This is a genomic window from Paenibacillus sp. FSL k6-2145, assembly GCF_037976585.1.
Classification (GTDB): Bacteria; Bacillota; Bacilli; order Paenibacillales; family Paenibacillaceae; genus Paenibacillus.
On record NZ_CP150267.1, the window covers coordinates 839,991 to 858,928 of the forward strand.

Below are 18,938 nucleotides of genomic sequence, written 5' to 3' on the forward strand. Positions count from 1 at the left end.
ACGATAATTACCACGCAATGGGTCCATCCTCATCTGAAAATGTTCCTGTTGGACCGTCTGCTCCAATCATGGCAAGCCGAACCGCCTCACGCGCCCCTTGTTCCACACTACGAGTACCAGCAAAATTATTAAGCGCAGTCGATGTGAAGCCTGGACATGCCGCATTGACCTTGATGTTAGTGGATTCAAGCGCAAATGCAAAGGCAAGTGTCACCGCATGAACAGCCGATTTGGATGCCGAATAGGCACCAAACATCGCACGATGCGAGTTTTCCGGAATAGAGTTCCAGCTAAGGGAGCCGCCGGTACTGCCCATATTTACGATACGTGCTGCCGGGGCCTCCCGCAAAAGTGGCAACATCGCCTGCGTGACAGCAATAACACCAAAAACATTAGTTTCATAAACTGTACGAATATCATCAAGTGAAGCAACGGTCAAAAGACCACTCGCCGCGCCCCCGTTCGGAAACGGATCACCCGATCTGCCTGCGTGCGAGATCCCCGCATTGTTCACAAGCACATCGAGACGTCCGAATTCGTTCCGAATACGTTCTGCTGCTGCAGCGATAGAGCTCTCATCTGCAACGTCGAGCTGGAGAGCGTGTGCATTTGAACCGATGCTATTTGAGGCAGTTTCTCCATTCTCGAGGCTACGAGATCCGACGAGCACGGTGAATCCGTGTTCCGTGAGGTCCTTCGCAATTTGAAGGCCGATACCTTTGTTAGCCCCAGTGACCAGAGCGACGGGTTTATTTTGCATAGTTATAATCTCCTTTTTTTGCGATTGGTGGGCAATGCGACTTAAGTTGACGTGTCAACCATAGATCAAATTTAGCACATTGAAGTTGACACGTCAACCATGTTATTATGCACCTATGGATAAAAACGAACTTAACGAAGAAGAAATGCGAATATGGCATATGTGGAAAGGTTCCTTTCAGAGCATCTTCGGTCGTGTTGTCAAAGATATGTCCGATCACTCAGGACTGTCAGAGGGTGATTTTGGAGTATTGGACCGATTAGTCCTTTTTGGCGACGGTAGCCTTCGCCAACAGGAATTAGCCGACTCTATGGCCTGGGATAAAAGTAGGTTATCTCATCACTTGAAGCGTATGGAAAAACGAGGACTAGTGATGAGGAAACCATTAGACAACGATCGCGGAGTACAAGTCAGTATTACTTCTTCTGGAAAATCAATGTTAGATGATGCCCGTCCCTTCCTCTCCAAGGCAATTCGCAAACATTTTTTTGAGCAATTAACCGAACAAGATATTGAGTTGATTACTAAGTTGGCGGAAAGGACAAACGCAGGGTCTTAGCTTACTATGGTATAAAGTCCCGCCATTGGGACCACGTTTAATACCATGAAATGAAGAATGGATAGGAATTCAGCTGTATGCTGATTACCTATCCATTTCTTTTCCTTTTTTTGAATATTTAAAAAAATCAGAACGAATATTCAGTGTTTTTATAGTGAGTATATATCTATTGTGTTAGAAATCATTTGAATTTCAAATGAATTGTATGAAGTTATACCCATTTTTGAAATGAGATCAATCAAAGAAAATTCCCAACTCAAGTATTCTAGTGGCAAAGGGGAAAACATGGTATGGTTGTAATAAGACTAATGATTAGCTATTCATTCGAATCGAATCTCATCTATCCAGATTGTACTTTTGCCACCATGCCAGAGAGTCATCGTCAGTTGTCCTGGGCTGCTGCGATCTATCCCCTTTGCTGCCAAATCAATCGCAACTTCTTTAAAACTGGTTGTTATCTTATCCCCGCTGAAAGCTGCCAGTGTTTGGGACGCTCCGCCGATCGAGAGCTGCATATGATGTTGTTCACCGCCGTGTTCACCTCTGATTCTAATTACCATTTTTGAATAATCCCCTATGTTTTGCTTAATATCAGAGCCAAACCATCCGTTATTGTTATACTGAAGCTTCAACGCCCCGGATTCAATGACACCTGCATCGTTTACGAACCCGTTTGCTCCCGTCCATTTGTTAATACCATTGCTTCCCGGCCAGCTCATTAAGTCGTTAAATTCATCTAGGACTAAACCGCTACTTCCGCTACTATAACCGCCGTCATATGGAGTTTGAGTTAAGCTATACGAAAGTGTATTTTCAGACTTCAAGCTGTCGAAAGGCCCGATGTTCTGGTTAGCAGGATCCATGCCAATGCCCACTTTTCCAAGCGGTGTCCTGCCGCCGGTATAATAATTTGCATTGGCAAATCTTGCACTCGGACGATTGCCGTAAGGATCAAGAATGGACAGCGCCAAGGTGTAAGTACCCGCTGGCAGGTTGGAAGGGATATCAAATTCCCCGGAAACTTGCTGATCCGAAGGCGTCTGATCATATTGACGCGTAGAGCTGTTCCAATCGTCACCTGGCATCCAATTCCGAATATCCACATTGTTGAAAATGCCCTTCCAAGCAACTGTGCGATCGCTCCTCAGCAAGCTGACTTCAACGGGCCAGTTATAATAGAACGGGGAAGAACCCTTGTTTACAACTTGAAAAGATACTTTCATTTTCTTACCTGGCTGAACGTTCTCGGAAAATGTCGCTTGATTGATGACGAATCGATATCCGAGTTCCTTCTGCATCAGTGCAGCTCCCTGAGAGACAGCGGGATTTTGGGCATCGTACAGGTCAATCCACCCTAGACTGGTCGTATGCGTCTTTTTGATCCAATCGATAACATAATTCAGATGCTTTATATCGCTTAAAGTATCATCCGGAGAATCGCCAGGCTGGATATGTTTCTGTCCCCAATCATAAGCAACCTCGCCGCCGTTGACTTGCGTTCTCCAGTTATCTCTAGCAACAATGCCTTCCCCACCTTCCAGATCATCAATTAATGCGAATGAGTCCCACAGAAGTCCGAAATCATAATTCTGGAACGTATCGGGATAACGCACTTGAACTTTCTTGTTTTGAAAAGCTTGCTCGGCAGCGTCGCCTAAAGCTGTCTGGAAGCTAAGCGGAATCCGATCGGTCTCATCGGCAAGTTGATCCGGGTAAATATGATGTTCTCCCCAATTACCCCACAATCCCAGCTCCACATAAGCAACACGGGGATCGTTATCCCAAGCTTGACCAAGCTTTTGAATAAATGCAACGAGACGATCTTTCAATATATTTGTTGTCCAACGTGTAGCCAAGTCACCACTAGGAACCCCAGGGGGCCAAAACTCTCCTTCGTTCGGATATACGATGAGAACACGAGGAATAACTTTTTTATTCTGACTTTCAATGCCTTCCCAGGCTGCATTGCTCCAATCCATGATTTTCTGAACAGAGTCCGATGATGCATTTTCCAAGTCCGTGTATTTGATATAGTGCTTAAAAACAGTTCCGTATTCATGACTCGGAAATTTAGTGTCATTCATAAACCGTGTAGGTCTAAACCCCTTAAAAGGATTCTTGAAAGCCTCTTGCGTTTCAGTTAGATTAACGGTGATCATACCAGCTGCTGCGGACGTTTTAGGAAACATTACCGCTAATGGTCCTCCTATTAATAACCCAAGAGTTAATAACATGGCCATTGATTTAAGTGATTTTCTCTTCATTAATGAATACTCCTAATATCTGATATAAAGTTTCTTTTTCTAGTGTTAAATTAAGTTTGCATCAACAAACATAAGTCTTACATTATGTATCCGTATTTCTCTGAATCGGTTGTTTCTCAACAATTAACAACCTAAATGAAACAATCTTTTTCATTTTGTGATCTTGTTTTCACCTCACCAGCCCAGTAAGTTACTCCAAGATGGCTAAGCTAAGATGTGTGTAGCTCATGGTGGATTCTCCTTGTGTGAAAGGTGTGTTATGGTGACTTCACTCTACACGAATCCGACCATGTGCCCTTATTTATACTTCACACTACAATCCGTCATAGCAAACAACCGCTAACCCACATATTTATGAATTAGCGGCTACAAATTTATCTGTTCACAAAAGCTACATCATTTTCGAAGTATCTTATATTCAATAGTTCGGACCACCGCGTTTAGGGCTTTATTGAAGGTTCGGAGTACTTTGCGACGATTAGCTGGTAAGGCGCTCCTTTTAACTCTGACCAATATATCGCCTCTGGCGATCTTGTAGTCAAAAGTCGTGAACTTCACATCAAAAACCTCTTGAGGATCATAGAAGCTTTCAATCTTCAATTTTAGAAAACGGCGATTTGATTTTAAAGAATTCTTTATACGTTATTGGTTTTCGGCCAATCAGACGTTCAAGATCTCCAGACGTCTCCGAGAATTCTCCAGTGTTGATTCCTCGCACCCAACCTAATAAGAAATCAGTCATAAGAACAGGTAAACCATTCGCTACCATAGTGTCTATATATTCTTTTTCGCTAATTGCCTCATAAGGGATATTCATCTCATTAATCTCCGAGAGAGCTTCAGCGATGTCTGCAAAAGAGCTTCCCTCGCTGCCACTTAAAGTATATGACTTATTTTCGTGCCCGTTTTGAGTGAGAACGGCTACGTTGGCTGCCGCCAAATCGTCCAGAGATGCAGCGGCTACTTTACCGGAACCCGCGGGTACTCGCACGCCGACTTTAAGCGCATCTCCGAAATACGAATGCATGACTTCAAGATACGGTGGATTCCGCAAAATAGTATAGTCTAATCCGGATGCTTTAAGCGTTTGTTCAGCAAATAAGTCTGACATCGATACTTCGGGCACAATAAGATTTGAATTTTCTCTTCGTATGATCGACGTAAAAATCACTTGTTTGACACCAGCCTGTTTTGCAGCTGCGATGACATTGAAATGTTGCGTATTGCGGTCGGTAAATGCTTGCGCGGAAATAAGCATTACTTTTTCAACACCATTAAAAGCCCGCAGAAGTGAGTTATAATCAAAATAGTCGCCCTTGTGAGCTTCTATACCTTCTTTAACAAACTTTTTTATTTTTTCGGATTCCGGATCACGTACCAATACAGCGACCTGATTTGACGGAACTTTTTTCAGAAGAAGCTCTAGTGTCCTGCTGCCGAGATTACCTGTTGCACCAGTAATAAGTATTTTCCCCATATGAATAACCCCTTTGTACTTTTATTAATGCTTAAATTTTATACTAGAAACCAATAAGGACTTCGAATCGTTGACCAGTTTTATGACTATATGATTGACTGAAAGCCCTTAACGTTAGAGGGTGCATGAATATGGAAGTCGGTAAATGTCCACAAATTACGAAACATTTCAATCAATAAGATTTGGTTCACACAGCTGCTGGCACCTACTGCCTAGAATAGCGTTATCGTACACTGTATCTCTCCAACAGATTTAAATTCAATCCAGCAAGAGGACCTCCTATTTGCTGCAGCAGACCGCCCTGGCTTAAGGAGCCAAGATCAATACAGGCAAAACCAATGTTCTCCCAAATTTCTTGCAAGACTTGTTTGGTTTGGATGTCGTCACCGGACATGAATAGGACAGTCTTCGGCTTCTCTTCCGTGTAATCCTTAATCCATTCCATCGGAACACTGTTAAAAGCTTTGATTACCCGAGCACCCGGAGCATATTGGGCTACGATTTCACTCGAATTCTTTCCTGATAATTCACCGACTAAAGGTTCCATATTTTCAAAGCGATTGGTAGCATCAATAAGAACACGGCCTGTCCAGTCAGGAACCATGGACAAAGCAGTAGGCATTTGCGGCCACATTACGCTCAAAATTACAAAGTCCTGCTCAGTTGCTTCTATAGGTGTTCCAGCTTTTGCGCCAGTACCGAGCGAGCTTACCAGGTCTGAGAGCGTTTCGGGACCACGGCTATTACTGAGAACAACTTCATGACCGTGAAGCAAGAGATGCTTCGCCAGCGTTTGAGCAACTATTCCAGCACCAATAAAGCCAAATTTCATTAGGCATCCTCCATGAAAATTTATTTGTTTAACATTCTCATCTTATTCTCCAATGAAGGTAAGTTGGTCATAATGTAACAATACCAGTTACATTATGACCAAAAAAAAAGGTTATTAACTTCCTGTGCCTTTTTTATCATATCATCCACATCATCTTTTATCGTGAAGCTAGCGAGAACATCTTCCTTTGATTAAGTTTGGCAGTAGATCAAGTGACTGTTGTTTCACGGTGAAATATTCAGAGATTATTTGTAAAATTCGAATTTGGAGGCTGCAGAATGGATTGCAAGTGATAATCCTTACCTTTAAAAAACTTACCGTCTTACATTCGTCAGTGTACTTCCCCATTCACCGACTGGTTCAAGCCAGCTTACGATTCTATCATCAATTAGGTTGGTAAGTGCACCTTCATACTCAGCACGATAAGGTTTATTAAGTTCGTGTTGAATCCAACTTTCTCTTGTACCCTGCCAGATCTCATAGATGACAAGATCATCAGAATGATCAAGATCATCGGAGACGATTGCATTGACAAAGGTAGGTTCACTCTTGAAGTTGCTAATCATTGCAAATAGACTTTCACGGAAAGCTTCTTTCTTACCAGGCTTAATTTTAAAACGTATATTGAGAATTATTTGACTGTTATTCGTTGACATCATTCGAACACTCCTCTTATTAATTTTTTTAATTTCTTCATGGTCACAAGTCTCATTATGTACTATGTATCACTTTTAAAATAGTACGTACTTTTTGGTTATATAGTAACCAAAAAGTGATAATTGTGATGAAATGCAGAATAAATTGATTTTTTAAATTACTCTATTCTACATTTAATCTCCGATATTCATCCTTGTTCCATGTCTTCTCTGCATAATCCTGACCCCAATCACAAAGAGCTCGCAAAGTGGGCTCAAGTGACATACCCATTTCTGATATTGCATATTCCACTTTTGGTGGTACCTGATTGTACATTTTTCTTATAATCAAATTATTACTCTCCAACTCCCGCAATGACTGTACTAACATTTTCTGAGAAATTGATGGTATGAGCCTTTTCAATTCACCGGTCCGTTTAGGACCTTTTATTAAGTAATACAGTATAAGAGGTCTCCACTTTCCGCCAATGACATCTAAGGTTATTTCCAGATCACAATAAAAAGTTTTCAATTGAGAAACACCATCCCTTATTTAATTTCCATTATTATAGTACATGTGTTGATTAAATCCACCTTCCTTGCCATATATTCTGTCTGTTTTTATCAATGCTATTACATGGTCTGTTTAAATCAGATAATTTTCAAGACAATTGAACTAACCGGAAATAATTGCTCAAAATGCCTGAGTTGTTTATCCTTTTTCAAAATTCAAGTGCGAAAAAAAAGAGCTGCCGCGTACCCTAACTAGGAATGGGTAAATCCAGTTCAGTCAGGGGCTTGCTCCGCTCTTATACATTCTTATATATAACTCCTATGTGTTGATTATCCGTTAAGCTTTGACATTTCTTCTTTTATGTAACGTGTCCCATGGACTACATGTTTAGGGCTGACATCTTCAATTGGGGCCAAATCTTCGGAGCTAAGCTAGATTTCGAGCTGCAGTAATGGAGAAATTCTTTGGCATTATGAAGTCAAAATTAAAAGGCATGGGCCCGGTACAATACCGAGCTCATGCCCACCAAAGTGCAAAGAAATATTGGTTTAACTTTAAGGGCACTGTAATGTTGATCGGCTGGTTTCTTGATTATATTGAGTTATCGTTTCTATGTTAGCGTACCGTTCTCTATGCAACGATCCTATTTTCAAACCGTTTTTTTGTAAGCCAAGATCTCTAGGGTTGATTTTTTGCTCCCCACTCGCAAAACCCTTCTAAGACCGGTAATAGTGTTCCCGCTTTATCTGTAAGACTGTACTCGACTTTAGGAGGAACTTGAGGATACTCTTTCCGTATTACCATACCGTCCGCTTCCAATTCTTTAAGTTGTGAACTCAGTGTTTTGAAAGTAATCGCTCCGACCTGTCTTTTTAGATCATTAAAGCGAACCGGTTGATTTTCTGCCAAAAGATACATAATAACCATTTTCCATTTCCCACCAATAACTGACAATGTATACCCAAAAGGTGTATCCTGAATATTTTTAACTTTCCCCTGATATTCAGCCATGCTCATATTTCCACTATCCTTTCTGATAGTACCTATCATTAAAGTGCGTACTATTTTTTTATAAGTACTCATTTTATACTAGCCTTACTTTGAAATAAAGGAGAGAAAAAAAATGACTACTGTCAAAACTTATAATCACAATCTATGGGATCACGGCATATCTCAAGGCTACAGCGTCAACGGAACCATCTACATTTCGGGACAATTTTCCCACAATTCGGAGGGTACCTTCGTTGGTGAGGGCGATATTGAAGCACAAACCCTGCAAACGCTGGAAAATCTCGATCGCGTGTTGGCGGAATTTGATATTACAAAATCGAACCTCGCTTATGTGGAGATTTATTTGACAAACGCACAAGAGCATATAGGGCCATGTATCAAGTTGTTTAGGGAATACATGGGACAACACCGGCCCGCGGGCAGCTGTATCGGTGTGACCTATTTGGCTTCACCTGAGCAGCTGATCGAAATTAGCGCTGTTGCACACACAAACTAAGTCTATTACCGTTTTGTATGTTTCACTAAAAATAGTAGTATATTGCTGTTAACTTAAAGAAACTGCAGTCGATCCATTGCTCGGCTGCAGTTTTATCATATTCAGCTATTGTTTCTCGTTAGCTCAATGAGTATCCTCAATTTAGTCGTTCAAAACTCATCGATCAACGAGATACCTTTAGTAATCCTCATTCTACTATCTTGCAAGAAATCGCGGGTCCAGTCATCTGGTTTGCTTAAATCCCAGCTCCGATGCATACCGACAACCACAATGATTTCGCGAAGTCTAAGGAATAGCTTCAACAAATCCTTCCAGTTGTCTGGCATTCGTCGACCATCCTCTATATAGCCTAGCTCGAAGTGCTTTATGAAAAGTTCATACTGGTCCTTTCGTTCGAATTTCGAATCTTCTCCGAATACATATAGCGAGTAATACAGCTGGATAGCAATATCCTCGACATACCAACTGTACTGACACTCGTCGAAGTCAAAGAGAGTTAATCCCCCAGCTTCATTGATCGTGAAGTTTCCCACATTAATATCTCCGTGGATCAAACCAAAATTATCTGCATTAACAGGCAGACTCGCCAATTGTACTTTAAGTTCATCAAGGGCAATAAGGATTGGTTGAAGTTCTGACGGCAAGTAAATCCTCGGCTCGTAAGAGGTGTTCATTAAACTCCCAAGTGTGCCTTTTGGCAATCGTAGGGTTGTAAAGCTTCGCTAATTCATGAAGTCGGCCCGTTATACGTCCACACTTTTCATAAAGTATAGAATTGCCTAGACATTCTGGATATCCGATTTTACGGCCTGGTGCATGTTTAAAGCAGGTTACGTAAAAATCCATTTTATTTCCTTGAACTAGTTCACAATATTATCCATTAATTTAATAAATAGGTTCTGACACTGCTATACCACTCTCTGAAAGATAATGAATCCAATCCATTTCTGCTACAAGTCCTTCCGCCGTGCGAAGAGTGCTCGGAGTGAAACGGAGAATATATTTCAATTCATCGCGATTATAGGAATATATAAAGTTTTGAAAACCTCCAATGAAAGTGAGTTCCTCTTGGCTGCCCCCATAACGCGCGGCGCCTTCTGCAGCATGTTCGTCCAAGAACAATAATTTTATTTTTGGGTCCATTAGCTCTCCTTAGTAATATAGATTAAATTATGGCCTAACTCGCTGTTGCCTAAATTTAATAAAATGAATGCCTGGTGACATGCGAAAGCCCCACTTTCAAGATTTTTATATCCATATAAATCATACTAATCCAACTTTTTACAGTCAACTAAAATGGTTGATCTATTGCGCTATCCTGCCCGTTAGCTTAATAAGGAGCTCATCATCCTATTATAATTTTCCTGTTCTCTACTTTCTGTAAAGGTATAACAATAAGGATCGTTAGCATTTTTTCAACGATCCCTATTGTCAGTCCGCTAGTTGAAATAAGTAACTGATCACTTCGATACCCTGCCGACTATAAGTCCTAGGGATATTAGATTGCATCTGTTTACCAACAGTATTCCAATCATAGAAAGGAGACCTGAGATGATTCGCCTGTTAGCCTTGATTTTATACATTTTATACATCAAAGGGATTACTTATGTAAGGTCACAGCCACTCACCCTAATTAGAGCGTCTCAACCAACTTCTGAATCTTTGAGTGGGAAATTAAATATACAGGACCCATTGTTTCTATGTTGCCGTCCTTTACACGTATAGCGCTCTCCTGTTCTGCCGCATAAACATCAATCTCTTCAGACAAGGGGAACAGGTAGCCTTGAACAAACGTGGCGTAGTCGCGTTGAGAATGAGATTCATAGGCAAAATGATCAAAGCCAATACCATCATAAATAGTACTTGTTTCCAGTTCATCAGTGTTATTCAAGCTTAACCATTTTGCTGCCATGTTTAACGCACCGGCGCTGGCCCCCAGGATAACGGCATTGCTATTCTTAATCGCATTCGATAATTCATAATCCAACAAAAAATGGTTCTGTAGAACAGGATATCCACCACATAAAAAAATGACAGAAGCGTTCCGAATGAATCGCTGAGCATCTTCTTTCTGCATACGGTAATCAATGAAATGATATTCATCAAAAATAATGTTAGCCTGATTCAACCAGGTCCATTCAGAAATATCATCCATGTTAATTTGCTCATCTGTTTAACCAGACGGGTCAGCACTAATCATAACAAGCGATTTTCTGTCTTGTATATCCTCTTGCAAACAATGGACCAGCTTCTCAGGAAAAAAATGATTAAACCAACTGAAATAGTAGTGAGTTTTCAAACTTAATTACCTCCATATGTATTATTTACATTCATCCATAGGATTCATAGACAACCTCTTTTTATATGTATTATACAAAATAACCCAATTTATTGATAGTACATTTAACTTAGATATAACCACGTTAAAAAAAGCCCGGTTCATCCCCCGGGCAACATACACTTTTGTATGGGTTACTTACTTATAAATTCTACCATCTTTTGATGCAATTCCTTCTCAGAACATTGAAAGATACCATTAAAATCCTGGGGGTTACGGATCAATTTGTTTAACTGGTCTATTCCATATTGTTGAACAACAAACTCCACAAATAGGAACGAAAACTGAAAACCCTTCATCGTTTCGAAATCCCAGGTATCATTATCTAATTGTTCGAACGTTGGGATCTCTAAATTGCGAATAGACTCTTCTGTTGAACCTTCAATAAAGTCCTGCGTCATCAGCTTGGCTTCATATCCACCAATTCCTTGCCTTATCCATTTCGGTGCCTTCGGATTAATTTCACTTATTAGCCACATGGCGAACAAGTGAACCGTACCTTTAAGAATCGATTGATAAGTATGCTCCGGTCCTGGATTTAATGGAGATACAATTTTGAGAATACTCCCTTCATAGGTACCCATGAACCAATTCGGAGCATCTGCTTCTCCGACCGCTTGGTGAAACGATGGCAAATCAGGATATACTTCAATCGTTACTTTTCGCGATGGATGATAATTGTACTTTAGCGAGATTCGTTCAATATGATCACTTAGTTCATTGAACAAATCATGGTGTACTTTATTGAACCGATTGTTCAATCCCTCGTTTTCACCCTTATTAACAATTGAAATCAAATCTTGAATAGACATAATCGTAACGTCTCCCCATTCTTTCAATTCCTTTTTAAGTTTTTCCAAAGCTCTGTAGAGTCTGTTCTTTACTGCACTTTCACGCATCCCTACAATCTTAGAAATTTCAAGCAATGTGCAGTCCACAAAAAAGCGTAATGCAATGATTTCCTGGTCGGTTTCATTTAACTTTTTCAGCGCAACTCCAATATCAATTCGAAAATCAACATACTTCGTAAATTCAAGGGAGATCGACTGTGATTCATATTCCGTAAAATCAAACGGCGTTTCTTTTTTTCGCGATAACCTTCGATATTCGTTTTTCACTGTATTCTGAGCAATCTTGAATATCCACGTGAATAAATTTGATTTGCCTTGAAATCGGTGAAGATTCTCTACTGCTTTTAAAAACACCTGTTGAGTCAAATCATCTGCAACCATCGGATTCAATTTCAGCGAAAAGTACTTGCAAATTCTTTGACGATACAGCTCATAAGTGTTTTCAAAGTTAGTGATACGTTCCTGTTTATCCGGATAAACAGGTTTTGTGTCATGAGCTCCTGACATGGTAAGAACCTCCTCTTGATTTACAATGAATTAGACACCAGAGAGGATCAGAAGGCCACATAAATATAAAATTAAATATGTATTCAACCTTTCAGGCTTGTTACTTAAAAGACTAGTCACCCTTTTCGAACCTTCACTTCAAATCATCTCTATGATTTCATATCTTTACAAATGAGTAATGATAAGCAAAGATTGGAATAGATCTGGAGGGAATCACATCACGTAACCCCCTCCCCAAAATGAAGGAGAGATACTAATGAAATACACGAATGTTTTATTATCAAGCGTCATTGTTTTAGGTAGCTTAGGCACGTTATCAACTGCATCATCTTCGTTTCATCCTTCTGAGAAAGTAGCACACATTGCCGCTAAATCAACTTCTGTTAACTCTTCGACATACCAGAGTATACCTAAGTTCATAAAAACGATAGGTTCAAACAGAATGGTCTGGAAAGGTGACAACACCACTATAACTGCAAATACCTTAAAGCAAGATGCTGTTGCAGATTTTGAACAAAACATCATTGACACCATTGTAGTTGCTCATGGTAAAGAAAAGCACATCCTACATACGGAAGACTTTGGAGTGAAATTATTGGATATCACTAGTGTTGCTGAATCTCCATCGAATGGATGGATTGCTATTCGAGCAGAAAAAAGTGCCGGCAGCAATCTTATTCTTGTGAACTTTAAAACAGGAAAGTACACGATTGTAAACGAACGTCTTGAAAAAGCAGGCAAACAAGATGTAGAAACCATTTCATCCTATAATTGGTCACCAAAAGAAGACATCATTGCATTTTCTTATGGAAATACGGAGAAAAGCACTCTAGCAATCTACGATACTAAGAGTGACCGCTTTGTTTATCTCCCTCGGGCAACCAACTATATTAGCACCGGTTTAATTTTATGGCATAAGAACGGAAAAAATATAGATTACATTAGTGAGTATCCTTCAGATCAATGGATTCTTTTTAGATACAATACAGCCAGCAGCAAAGTTGAACCTGTTAAAAAAATTAGCCGGAAAGAATTTCAACAGTGGTTAAAATTAGATAAATAAAATGATTATTCAAATATCCTTCCTTTATCCCCTACTTACTGACTGACAACAGTTCTCTCGTCCATGTTTTGTATTAAACAAATTTTCTTTACGACTTTCATGTGGTTTGTAGCGTTCATATTAGTGAGCAGAATATTCTAGTAAATTTGGGTTTTCATAAAAGAAACAGGAGGTGATTGGTTTTTCCCCGTTAGAAGTCTGGTACTACGCAAATTAAAACCGAGGTGTAAAATGAAAAAATCTATAATCCTGTTACTTTTCAGTGCACTGCTACTCATGCTAATTCCCATGCACACCCATGCAGCTACGAATCAAACTAAAATTATTTTAGATGGCCAGGAGCTGGTTTTACCCAATGATGTTGAAGTCGTCAATGTAAGAAGCAATATTATGATTCCTATTCGAGTAGTCGCTGAGAATTTAAAATTTAACGTGAAATGGGATCAAAAGACACAAAATGTAACTATCGAACAAGCTTCCAATGCCATTTCTTTGACCGTTGGGAAGGATCAAGCTACAGTCCAAAACAACAACGTCAAACTTAATATCGCTCCACAAATGATCAAGAATACGGTTGTTGTTCCTCTACGTTTTGTTAGTGAAGAGATGGGTCTGAGAGTGGGCTGGAATAACAAAAACAAGATTGTTACACTAACCAGCAATAAGGTATCGCAACCAACTTCCCCCTCTAACGGGAATGATGCAGCCACTAACCTTGTTCATGATATAACTTATGCCAATAATCAACTCGTCGTCTCATTAGACCGTGAAGTTACTCCAGTCATATCTACACTAAAAAATCCTGACCGGATTATCGTAGATTTCCCATCCACCAACTTCGGAAATATGGGACAAGTCCCCTCTGGAGGATCCATGGGAAGGTTGGATGTTAACGAATTTCCAAATATTACTGAGATACGTTATTCTCTTTTTAAAAATGATCCGCCTCAGGTTCGAATCGTAATCGAATTAAACAATATAAGTTCGGTGAATTACAAACAACAGACAATCGCCGGTAAATTTATCCTTGATCTAAGTATGACAAATGAACCTGCACCTGCCACTCCTGTTAACAGCGGCAAAAAAATAGTCGTTATTGATCCGGGACATGGAGGAAGTGATCCAGGTACAATAAGTTTTACCAAAAAACATGAGAAGCATTTTGCCCTTGCTTTAGGCCTAAAAGTGCAGGCTCTTTTAGAAAAGGAACCCGACATAGAATTAATTATGACTCGGGAAACGGATATCTACCCTACACGACCGGAACGTGTCAAACTTGCCAACGATCTTAATGCAGATGTGTTTGTATCTATACACGGTAACAGTGTAACCGCTGCTCCTCAGATATCGGGAACTGAAACGTATTATTACCAACGCGAGAGTAGTAAAGCACTGGCGACCCTCATTCATAAAAACCTGATCAATGCCTTGGGATTTAATGATCGTGGCGTAAAGAACGGAAACTACCAGGTCATCCGAGAAACCACGATGCCTGCAGTTCTTCTAGAAATCGGATTCTTAAGTAACCAGATTGAGGAGGAGGCCATGATGTCAGAAACCAATCTAAATAAAGCGGCACAAGCCATTGTGGATGGGATAAAAGAGTATTTGAAGTTATAGGGTAGTGAATAATTTAAGAGGATGTGCTTCTATGAAAAAAAGAATCTATTGGGCTATCACGATTTGTGCCATAAGTATCCTAGCGGTAGGCTGTGCTACCAAACCTACTTCTCCTAGTCCAGTGCAGGGTTCCGATCCGGCAAGTACAACACCAGCGCCAATAACTAACCCGAGCGAAGAAAATGAAGAATCTCAAGAAATTGAGGTATTCTACGCAGATGATCAACTGTTACAAATAGAGCAACGTAAAAAAGAAATTACATTCAAAGATGACTCCGAAAAATATAGTAAGACATATGCGGCCCTTCAAAGTAGCGATCAAACCGAGCTTATTCCATTGTGGAGTAATATTGATTTACTTTCTGCTACTTTTGATCAAGGAAAATTAACGCTGGATGTGCATATTCCAGATGAAGCAAGATTAGGGTCTGGCGGCGAGCTTTTAGCGATCGATGCTTTGAAAGGAACCTTTTTTCAGTTTGATGAAGTAACCAGTATTGATTTGCTTGTTGACGGAGATGCCACTGACAGTTTAATGGGTCATGCAGAATTAGAACATCCACTAACCCGTGAATAAATCCATAGAAAAAATATTCTCTGTTTGAAATGTAGAAATGCCACAATATAAAAAGCATGATCTAAAAATAAAGATCCATTCGCAAAGTAATTAGGCGAATGGATCTTATTTTTTCGGTTAAAGTGGACTTGCACTTCTTCTATGTCAGGGAGTTATGAAGTTCCTTTTTGTTTACTCGCCTGCATCTGTTGGGCAAATCTCATCATCTCTTCGAACTCTTCCTCAGATACGGCATCCCCATCGGTGCTTATGTCTTGTACAATCGGAATTTCGGGCTTAGCTTTGGTTCCTTTGCCGTATGTACGGGTACGGGTTCCAGCTGCACCAGCAGCCTGTTTGCCTTTGACCTTGGCCTGATCACGAATATATTGAACAGCTTTCTCATATGAGTTCACCTGCTTGAGTAGCATGTTGGAAGCAATCGCCTCAACGAAGTTACGGTTAATTCGCTGTTCGCCGCCGGATACAAGTAATGCCATCAAATAATGAATCAATACATTGATAACTTCACCAGGCAACTTGTAACTCAGATCAATTTTCTCAAATATATCGATCAGATTGTCCGGTACTGCTCCTGGGAAGAACGTCTGCAGCAGGCGGGTATAAGGCTCATTACGCAACATCATATTGTATTGATGAATATCACACTTCGTCATAAATTGCGGAGGTACTTCAACGTAATATTCCATCTGTACCCCATGCTCAACAGGTGGTTCACCGGAGTCTTCTTTCCGCTCTGGCTCCTCCATATGCTGTCTCAGTGCCACGACCTTCGCCGCCTGTACGGTCTGTTGCTCATGACGCTTCTTCGTCTGTCTGAACTGCATACTCGCTTTATGTTGAAGATCATCCAGAATCAGCTGGCCCTGCGGACTGAAGATATCATCTTCATCCAGCAGACGGCATACATCCTGCACACTAAGGTTAAACTTGTTCACAACATAATTCACAATGCCCAGTTGTTCATGATCGAACCGCAACTGTTCTACATGACGGCGATTGACCGACTCCCGCGGAAAACGCAAAATAATGTCAGCATAGTTCAAACTGTTTTCTTCCGCTGCATCATTCGTGCCTGTCCGTTGAGCCGTAGTTGATACTTCCGATAATGCTTGCTCCAACTCGTAATCAATGACATGGGTATTCAATTCAAATATATCGTAAAAGGGAACGGAAATATTCTCTTTATTCGCTGCCGGATAAGGCGCGTCCCCATTTTCCACTGCCGAGAAACCGGAACGCAGGGAAAGGACGGCGAATTTGCCTATCTTGTCACGAAGCAGCAGTGTCAAATGCTGTGTCCGGAAAAACTCTGCCGGAGAGAGCGGCGGTTGCAGCTCATATTCGTAGATGTAATCATCATTTTCCGGTATATATAGCCGTGAAGTCTGAAGTAGTCCCACCGCTTCAAGCTTGGATGCCTGCTCTACCAGATATTTACGCCCCTTCTCACTTGGCTCCAAGCCAAGCGTCATGAACAGCCTCCGTTGCTGTTCAAGCGGCGAATAACCGACCTGTTCACCGGGAAGATGCTGAAACAACAGCCGATACAAGCCAACCGCAAAAGCACCTACCATGGGCTGATATGCTCCTGTAAGCATACGGTCATCCAGGGCGCTAAGTCCAAACTCCCTGTATACGCAGTAGCGATGATGTTCAGTATAATGGTGCAGATTCTTCATGCGCATAGCCTGATCTCCTTCTCCCCAAAAGTATGTTTATCTATTCTATCATAAATGTCTGATCCTCAAATGTTCAAAAACAGGTAAAAAGACGGCCTGTTCTCGCTCCGTTTCGTCCTAGGTCGACATCATTCACGTTTTCGCCGAATTCAGCAAATTTCTAAAATAAAAATGTCGAGAGCCGCTAGAATACTATAAAAGCTGTAGCCGCAGAATACAAGGGAATATCTAAAGAGAATGTTCTCCAGATGTATATGAAGTACACATGGACAATAATCCTTCTAATATAAATAAACAGCAAAAAAGCCTTCCCTTTGTACTCGTAAGCGTTTACGACAAAGACAAGACTTTCACGCGATTACAGTGGCATGTGTTACCTCATTCCAACAATCTAAAACATTCTGTACCCACCCAAACGTAACTTCTGGATCGTCCAGCCACTGATTACCGCACCAGCCAGTCCAGCGATGCCCGTCATATAGTCCACAAGCTGGAAGGAACCCAGATGTGACATCAGAGACGACGAATGATCCCACAGAGAGTATACAACAACAGGTAGAATTACAATGATGAACAGATAGGAAGGAAACCAGGTCGTCTTCATCAACATGTTCAGAATGAAACCGATACCAAACATCATAACAAAAAATAATACCATTAATACCAACACAGGTATAAATTGCATCGGGCGACATTCACCTCTTCTTTCACACATTCAGGTTTCACTTCTGGATAGTAGTTAGTGTACCGCAAAAAATGTGGCGAAGCAACGAACTTTCTGGACAAATTTCCCTATATTCATACTCTGTTCATTTGCCCTTCTGCTTCATGTTGGGATACAATGTAAACGATAAAGTACTCACCCGTCCCTTATAGGGATTTGGAAATATACCTTGCAGGAGGAACAAAACCAATGAACGAAGCCGCATCAACACTGGAGGGCTGGTATGCCCTGCATGATTTTCGCTCGATTAACTGGGCCGCCTGGAAAGCAGCAGATGATGAAGAACGTGCTGTAGCACTGGACGAGCTTCAGGAATTCTGGAAAGAATGGAAAGAAGTCGAGGATTCATCCAAAGGAAGTACAGTCGTATATACGGTTGTAGGCCAAAAAGCAGACCTCGTCATGATGCACCTGCGTGAAACGCTGGAAGATCTGAAGGCTGTTGAGAACGCGTTTAACAAAACGATGTTTGCCCAATACACAACGAAGTCTTATTCTTACGTCAGTGTAGTGGAACTGAGCAACTACCTTGGCAAAGAAGGCGAAGACCCGATGCAAAATCCGGAGATTATCGCCCGTCTGAAACCGGTTCTGCCACAACGGCAATATATCTGCTTCTATCCGATGAACAAAAAACGTGAGCTGAATGACAACTGGTACATGCTGTCCATGGACGAGCGTCGTACCATGATGCGCAGTCACGGCATGATTGGTCGCAGCTATGCGGGTAAAGTGAAACAGATTATTACCGGCTCTGTTGGTTTCGACGATTGGGAATGGGGCGTTACGCTGTTTGCGGATGATGCACTTCAATTCAAAAAACTCGTTTATGAGATGCGTTTTGATGAAGTCAGCGCTCGGTATGGCGAATTCGGTTCGTTCTATGTGGGAAGTCTGTTGAACGAAGGTACGTTGGAAGACATGCTTAAGCTGTAAAAATAGTGCAACGAACAATAAAGCACCGCAACATCTCCTGTAAAGGATACTGTCGTGGTGCTTTATTATGTACCAATATTCTACTACCTCAA

General features: G+C 41.0%; 18 protein-coding genes and 1 pseudogene. 6 read left to right on the forward strand and 13 right to left on the reverse strand.

Features of this window, described 5'->3' with window-relative positions; genetic code table 11:
- Positions 1 to 7: 7 nt before the first annotated feature.
- On the reverse strand, positions 8 to 760 hold the full coding sequence (locus NZ043_RS03675; protein WP_133387029.1) for an SDR family NAD(P)-dependent oxidoreductase: 753 nt from the start codon (positions 758 to 760) through the stop codon (positions 8 to 10).
- A 115-nt stretch (positions 761 to 875) separates the two neighbouring features.
- On the opposite strand from NZ043_RS03675, the gene NZ043_RS03680 reads away from it, so the two are divergent.
- The gene (locus NZ043_RS03680; protein WP_133387028.1) at positions 876 to 1,319 is read left to right on the forward strand and encodes a MarR family transcriptional regulator; all 444 of its coding nucleotides are present in this window, start codon (positions 876 to 878) and stop codon (positions 1,317 to 1,319) included.
- A gap of 320 nt (positions 1,320 to 1,639) precedes the next feature.
- Here NZ043_RS03680 and NZ043_RS03685 read toward each other — a convergent pair whose 3' ends face one another.
- The 6 genes from NZ043_RS03685 to NZ043_RS03710 all read right to left on the reverse strand — a co-directional run bounded on the left by NZ043_RS03685 (position 1,640) and on the right by NZ043_RS03710 (position 8,058).
- Positions 1,640 to 3,508, reverse strand: a complete 1,869-nt coding sequence (locus NZ043_RS03685; protein WP_339310705.1) for a DUF4832 domain-containing protein — start codon at positions 3,506 to 3,508, stop codon at positions 1,640 to 1,642.
- A 664-nt stretch (positions 3,509 to 4,172) separates the two neighbouring features.
- Positions 4,173 to 5,060 carry an SDR family oxidoreductase gene (locus tag NZ043_RS03690; RefSeq protein ID WP_339310707.1) on the reverse strand — a complete coding sequence of 296 codons (888 nt, stop codon included), beginning with the start codon at positions 5,058 to 5,060 and terminating at the stop codon, positions 4,173 to 4,175.
- A gap of 223 nt (positions 5,061 to 5,283) precedes the next feature.
- On the reverse strand, positions 5,284 to 5,892 hold the full coding sequence (locus NZ043_RS03695) for an NAD(P)-binding domain-containing protein (protein ID WP_339310709.1): 609 nt from the start codon (positions 5,890 to 5,892) through the stop codon (positions 5,284 to 5,286).
- Positions 5,893 to 6,206: 314 nt separating this feature from the next.
- The gene (locus NZ043_RS03700; protein WP_249912834.1) at positions 6,207 to 6,551 is read right to left on the reverse strand and encodes an antibiotic biosynthesis monooxygenase; all 345 of its coding nucleotides are present in this window, start codon (positions 6,549 to 6,551) and stop codon (positions 6,207 to 6,209) included.
- 160 nt (positions 6,552 to 6,711) lie between these two features.
- Positions 6,712 to 7,059, reverse strand: a complete 348-nt coding sequence (locus NZ043_RS03705) for a helix-turn-helix domain-containing protein (protein ID WP_133387023.1) — start codon at positions 7,057 to 7,059, stop codon at positions 6,712 to 6,714.
- A gap of 660 nt (positions 7,060 to 7,719) precedes the next feature.
- Complete coding sequence (locus NZ043_RS03710) at positions 7,720 to 8,058, reverse strand: helix-turn-helix domain-containing protein (protein ID WP_133387022.1); 339 nt, start codon at positions 8,056 to 8,058, stop codon at positions 7,720 to 7,722.
- 106 nt (positions 8,059 to 8,164) lie between these two features.
- On the opposite strand from NZ043_RS03710, the gene NZ043_RS03715 reads away from it, so the two are divergent.
- Positions 8,165 to 8,548 carry a RidA family protein gene (locus NZ043_RS03715; RefSeq protein ID WP_133387021.1) on the forward strand — a complete coding sequence of 128 codons (384 nt, stop codon included), beginning with the start codon at positions 8,165 to 8,167 and terminating at the stop codon, positions 8,546 to 8,548.
- Between the two features lie 149 nt (positions 8,549 to 8,697).
- Here NZ043_RS03715 and NZ043_RS03720 read toward each other — a convergent pair whose 3' ends face one another.
- The 4 genes and pseudogenes from NZ043_RS03720 to NZ043_RS03735 all read right to left on the reverse strand — a co-directional run bounded on the left by NZ043_RS03720 (position 8,698) and on the right by NZ043_RS03735 (position 12,244).
- Positions 8,698 to 9,222, reverse strand: coding sequence for a phosphotransferase (locus tag NZ043_RS03720; RefSeq protein WP_339310714.1), 525 nt, complete (start codon positions 9,220 to 9,222; stop codon positions 8,698 to 8,700).
- A gap of 211 nt (positions 9,223 to 9,433) precedes the next feature.
- On the reverse strand, positions 9,434 to 9,691 hold the full coding sequence (locus tag NZ043_RS03725; RefSeq protein ID WP_249912830.1) for a hypothetical protein: 258 nt from the start codon (positions 9,689 to 9,691) through the stop codon (positions 9,434 to 9,436).
- A 490-nt stretch (positions 9,692 to 10,181) separates the two neighbouring features.
- Positions 10,182 to 10,847: pseudogene (locus tag NZ043_RS03730) on the reverse strand (cyanophycinase).
- 173 nt (positions 10,848 to 11,020) lie between these two features.
- Positions 11,021 to 12,244, reverse strand: a complete 1,224-nt coding sequence (locus NZ043_RS03735) for a sigma-70 family RNA polymerase sigma factor (protein WP_133387019.1) — start codon at positions 12,242 to 12,244, stop codon at positions 11,021 to 11,023.
- A 256-nt stretch (positions 12,245 to 12,500) separates the two neighbouring features.
- On the opposite strand from NZ043_RS03735, the gene NZ043_RS03740 reads away from it, so the two are divergent.
- The 3 genes from NZ043_RS03740 to NZ043_RS03750 all read left to right on the forward strand — a co-directional run bounded on the left by NZ043_RS03740 (position 12,501) and on the right by NZ043_RS03750 (position 15,504).
- Positions 12,501 to 13,307, forward strand: coding sequence for a hypothetical protein (locus NZ043_RS03740; protein ID WP_339310717.1), 807 nt, complete (start codon positions 12,501 to 12,503; stop codon positions 13,305 to 13,307).
- Between the two features lie 231 nt (positions 13,308 to 13,538).
- Positions 13,539 to 14,927 (forward strand): N-acetylmuramoyl-L-alanine amidase family protein, encoded by a 1,389-nt coding sequence (locus NZ043_RS03745; RefSeq protein WP_339310718.1) that lies wholly within the window; start codon positions 13,539 to 13,541, stop codon positions 14,925 to 14,927.
- Between the two features lie 31 nt (positions 14,928 to 14,958).
- A complete protein-coding gene (locus NZ043_RS03750) occupies positions 14,959 to 15,504 on the forward strand; it encodes a GerMN domain-containing protein (protein ID WP_339310719.1) in 546 nt (181 codons plus the stop codon).
- Between the two features lie 152 nt (positions 15,505 to 15,656).
- On the opposite strand, the gene NZ043_RS03755 is transcribed toward NZ043_RS03750, so the two are convergent.
- Together NZ043_RS03755 and NZ043_RS03760 are read right to left on the reverse strand one after the other, a co-directional pair.
- A complete protein-coding gene (locus NZ043_RS03755; RefSeq protein ID WP_091037865.1) occupies positions 15,657 to 17,192 on the reverse strand; it encodes a helicase DnaB in 1,536 nt (511 codons plus the stop codon).
- A gap of 385 nt (positions 17,193 to 17,577) precedes the next feature.
- Positions 17,578 to 17,871, reverse strand: coding sequence for a YuiB family protein (locus tag NZ043_RS03760; RefSeq protein ID WP_017692435.1), 294 nt, complete (start codon positions 17,869 to 17,871; stop codon positions 17,578 to 17,580).
- Positions 17,872 to 18,099: 228 nt separating this feature from the next.
- Between NZ043_RS03760 and hemQ the strand changes: the two genes are divergently transcribed.
- On the forward strand, positions 18,100 to 18,846 hold the full coding sequence (gene hemQ, locus NZ043_RS03765) for a hydrogen peroxide-dependent heme synthase (protein ID WP_062837936.1): 747 nt from the start codon (positions 18,100 to 18,102) through the stop codon (positions 18,844 to 18,846).
- Positions 18,847 to 18,938 lie beyond the last annotated feature (92 nt).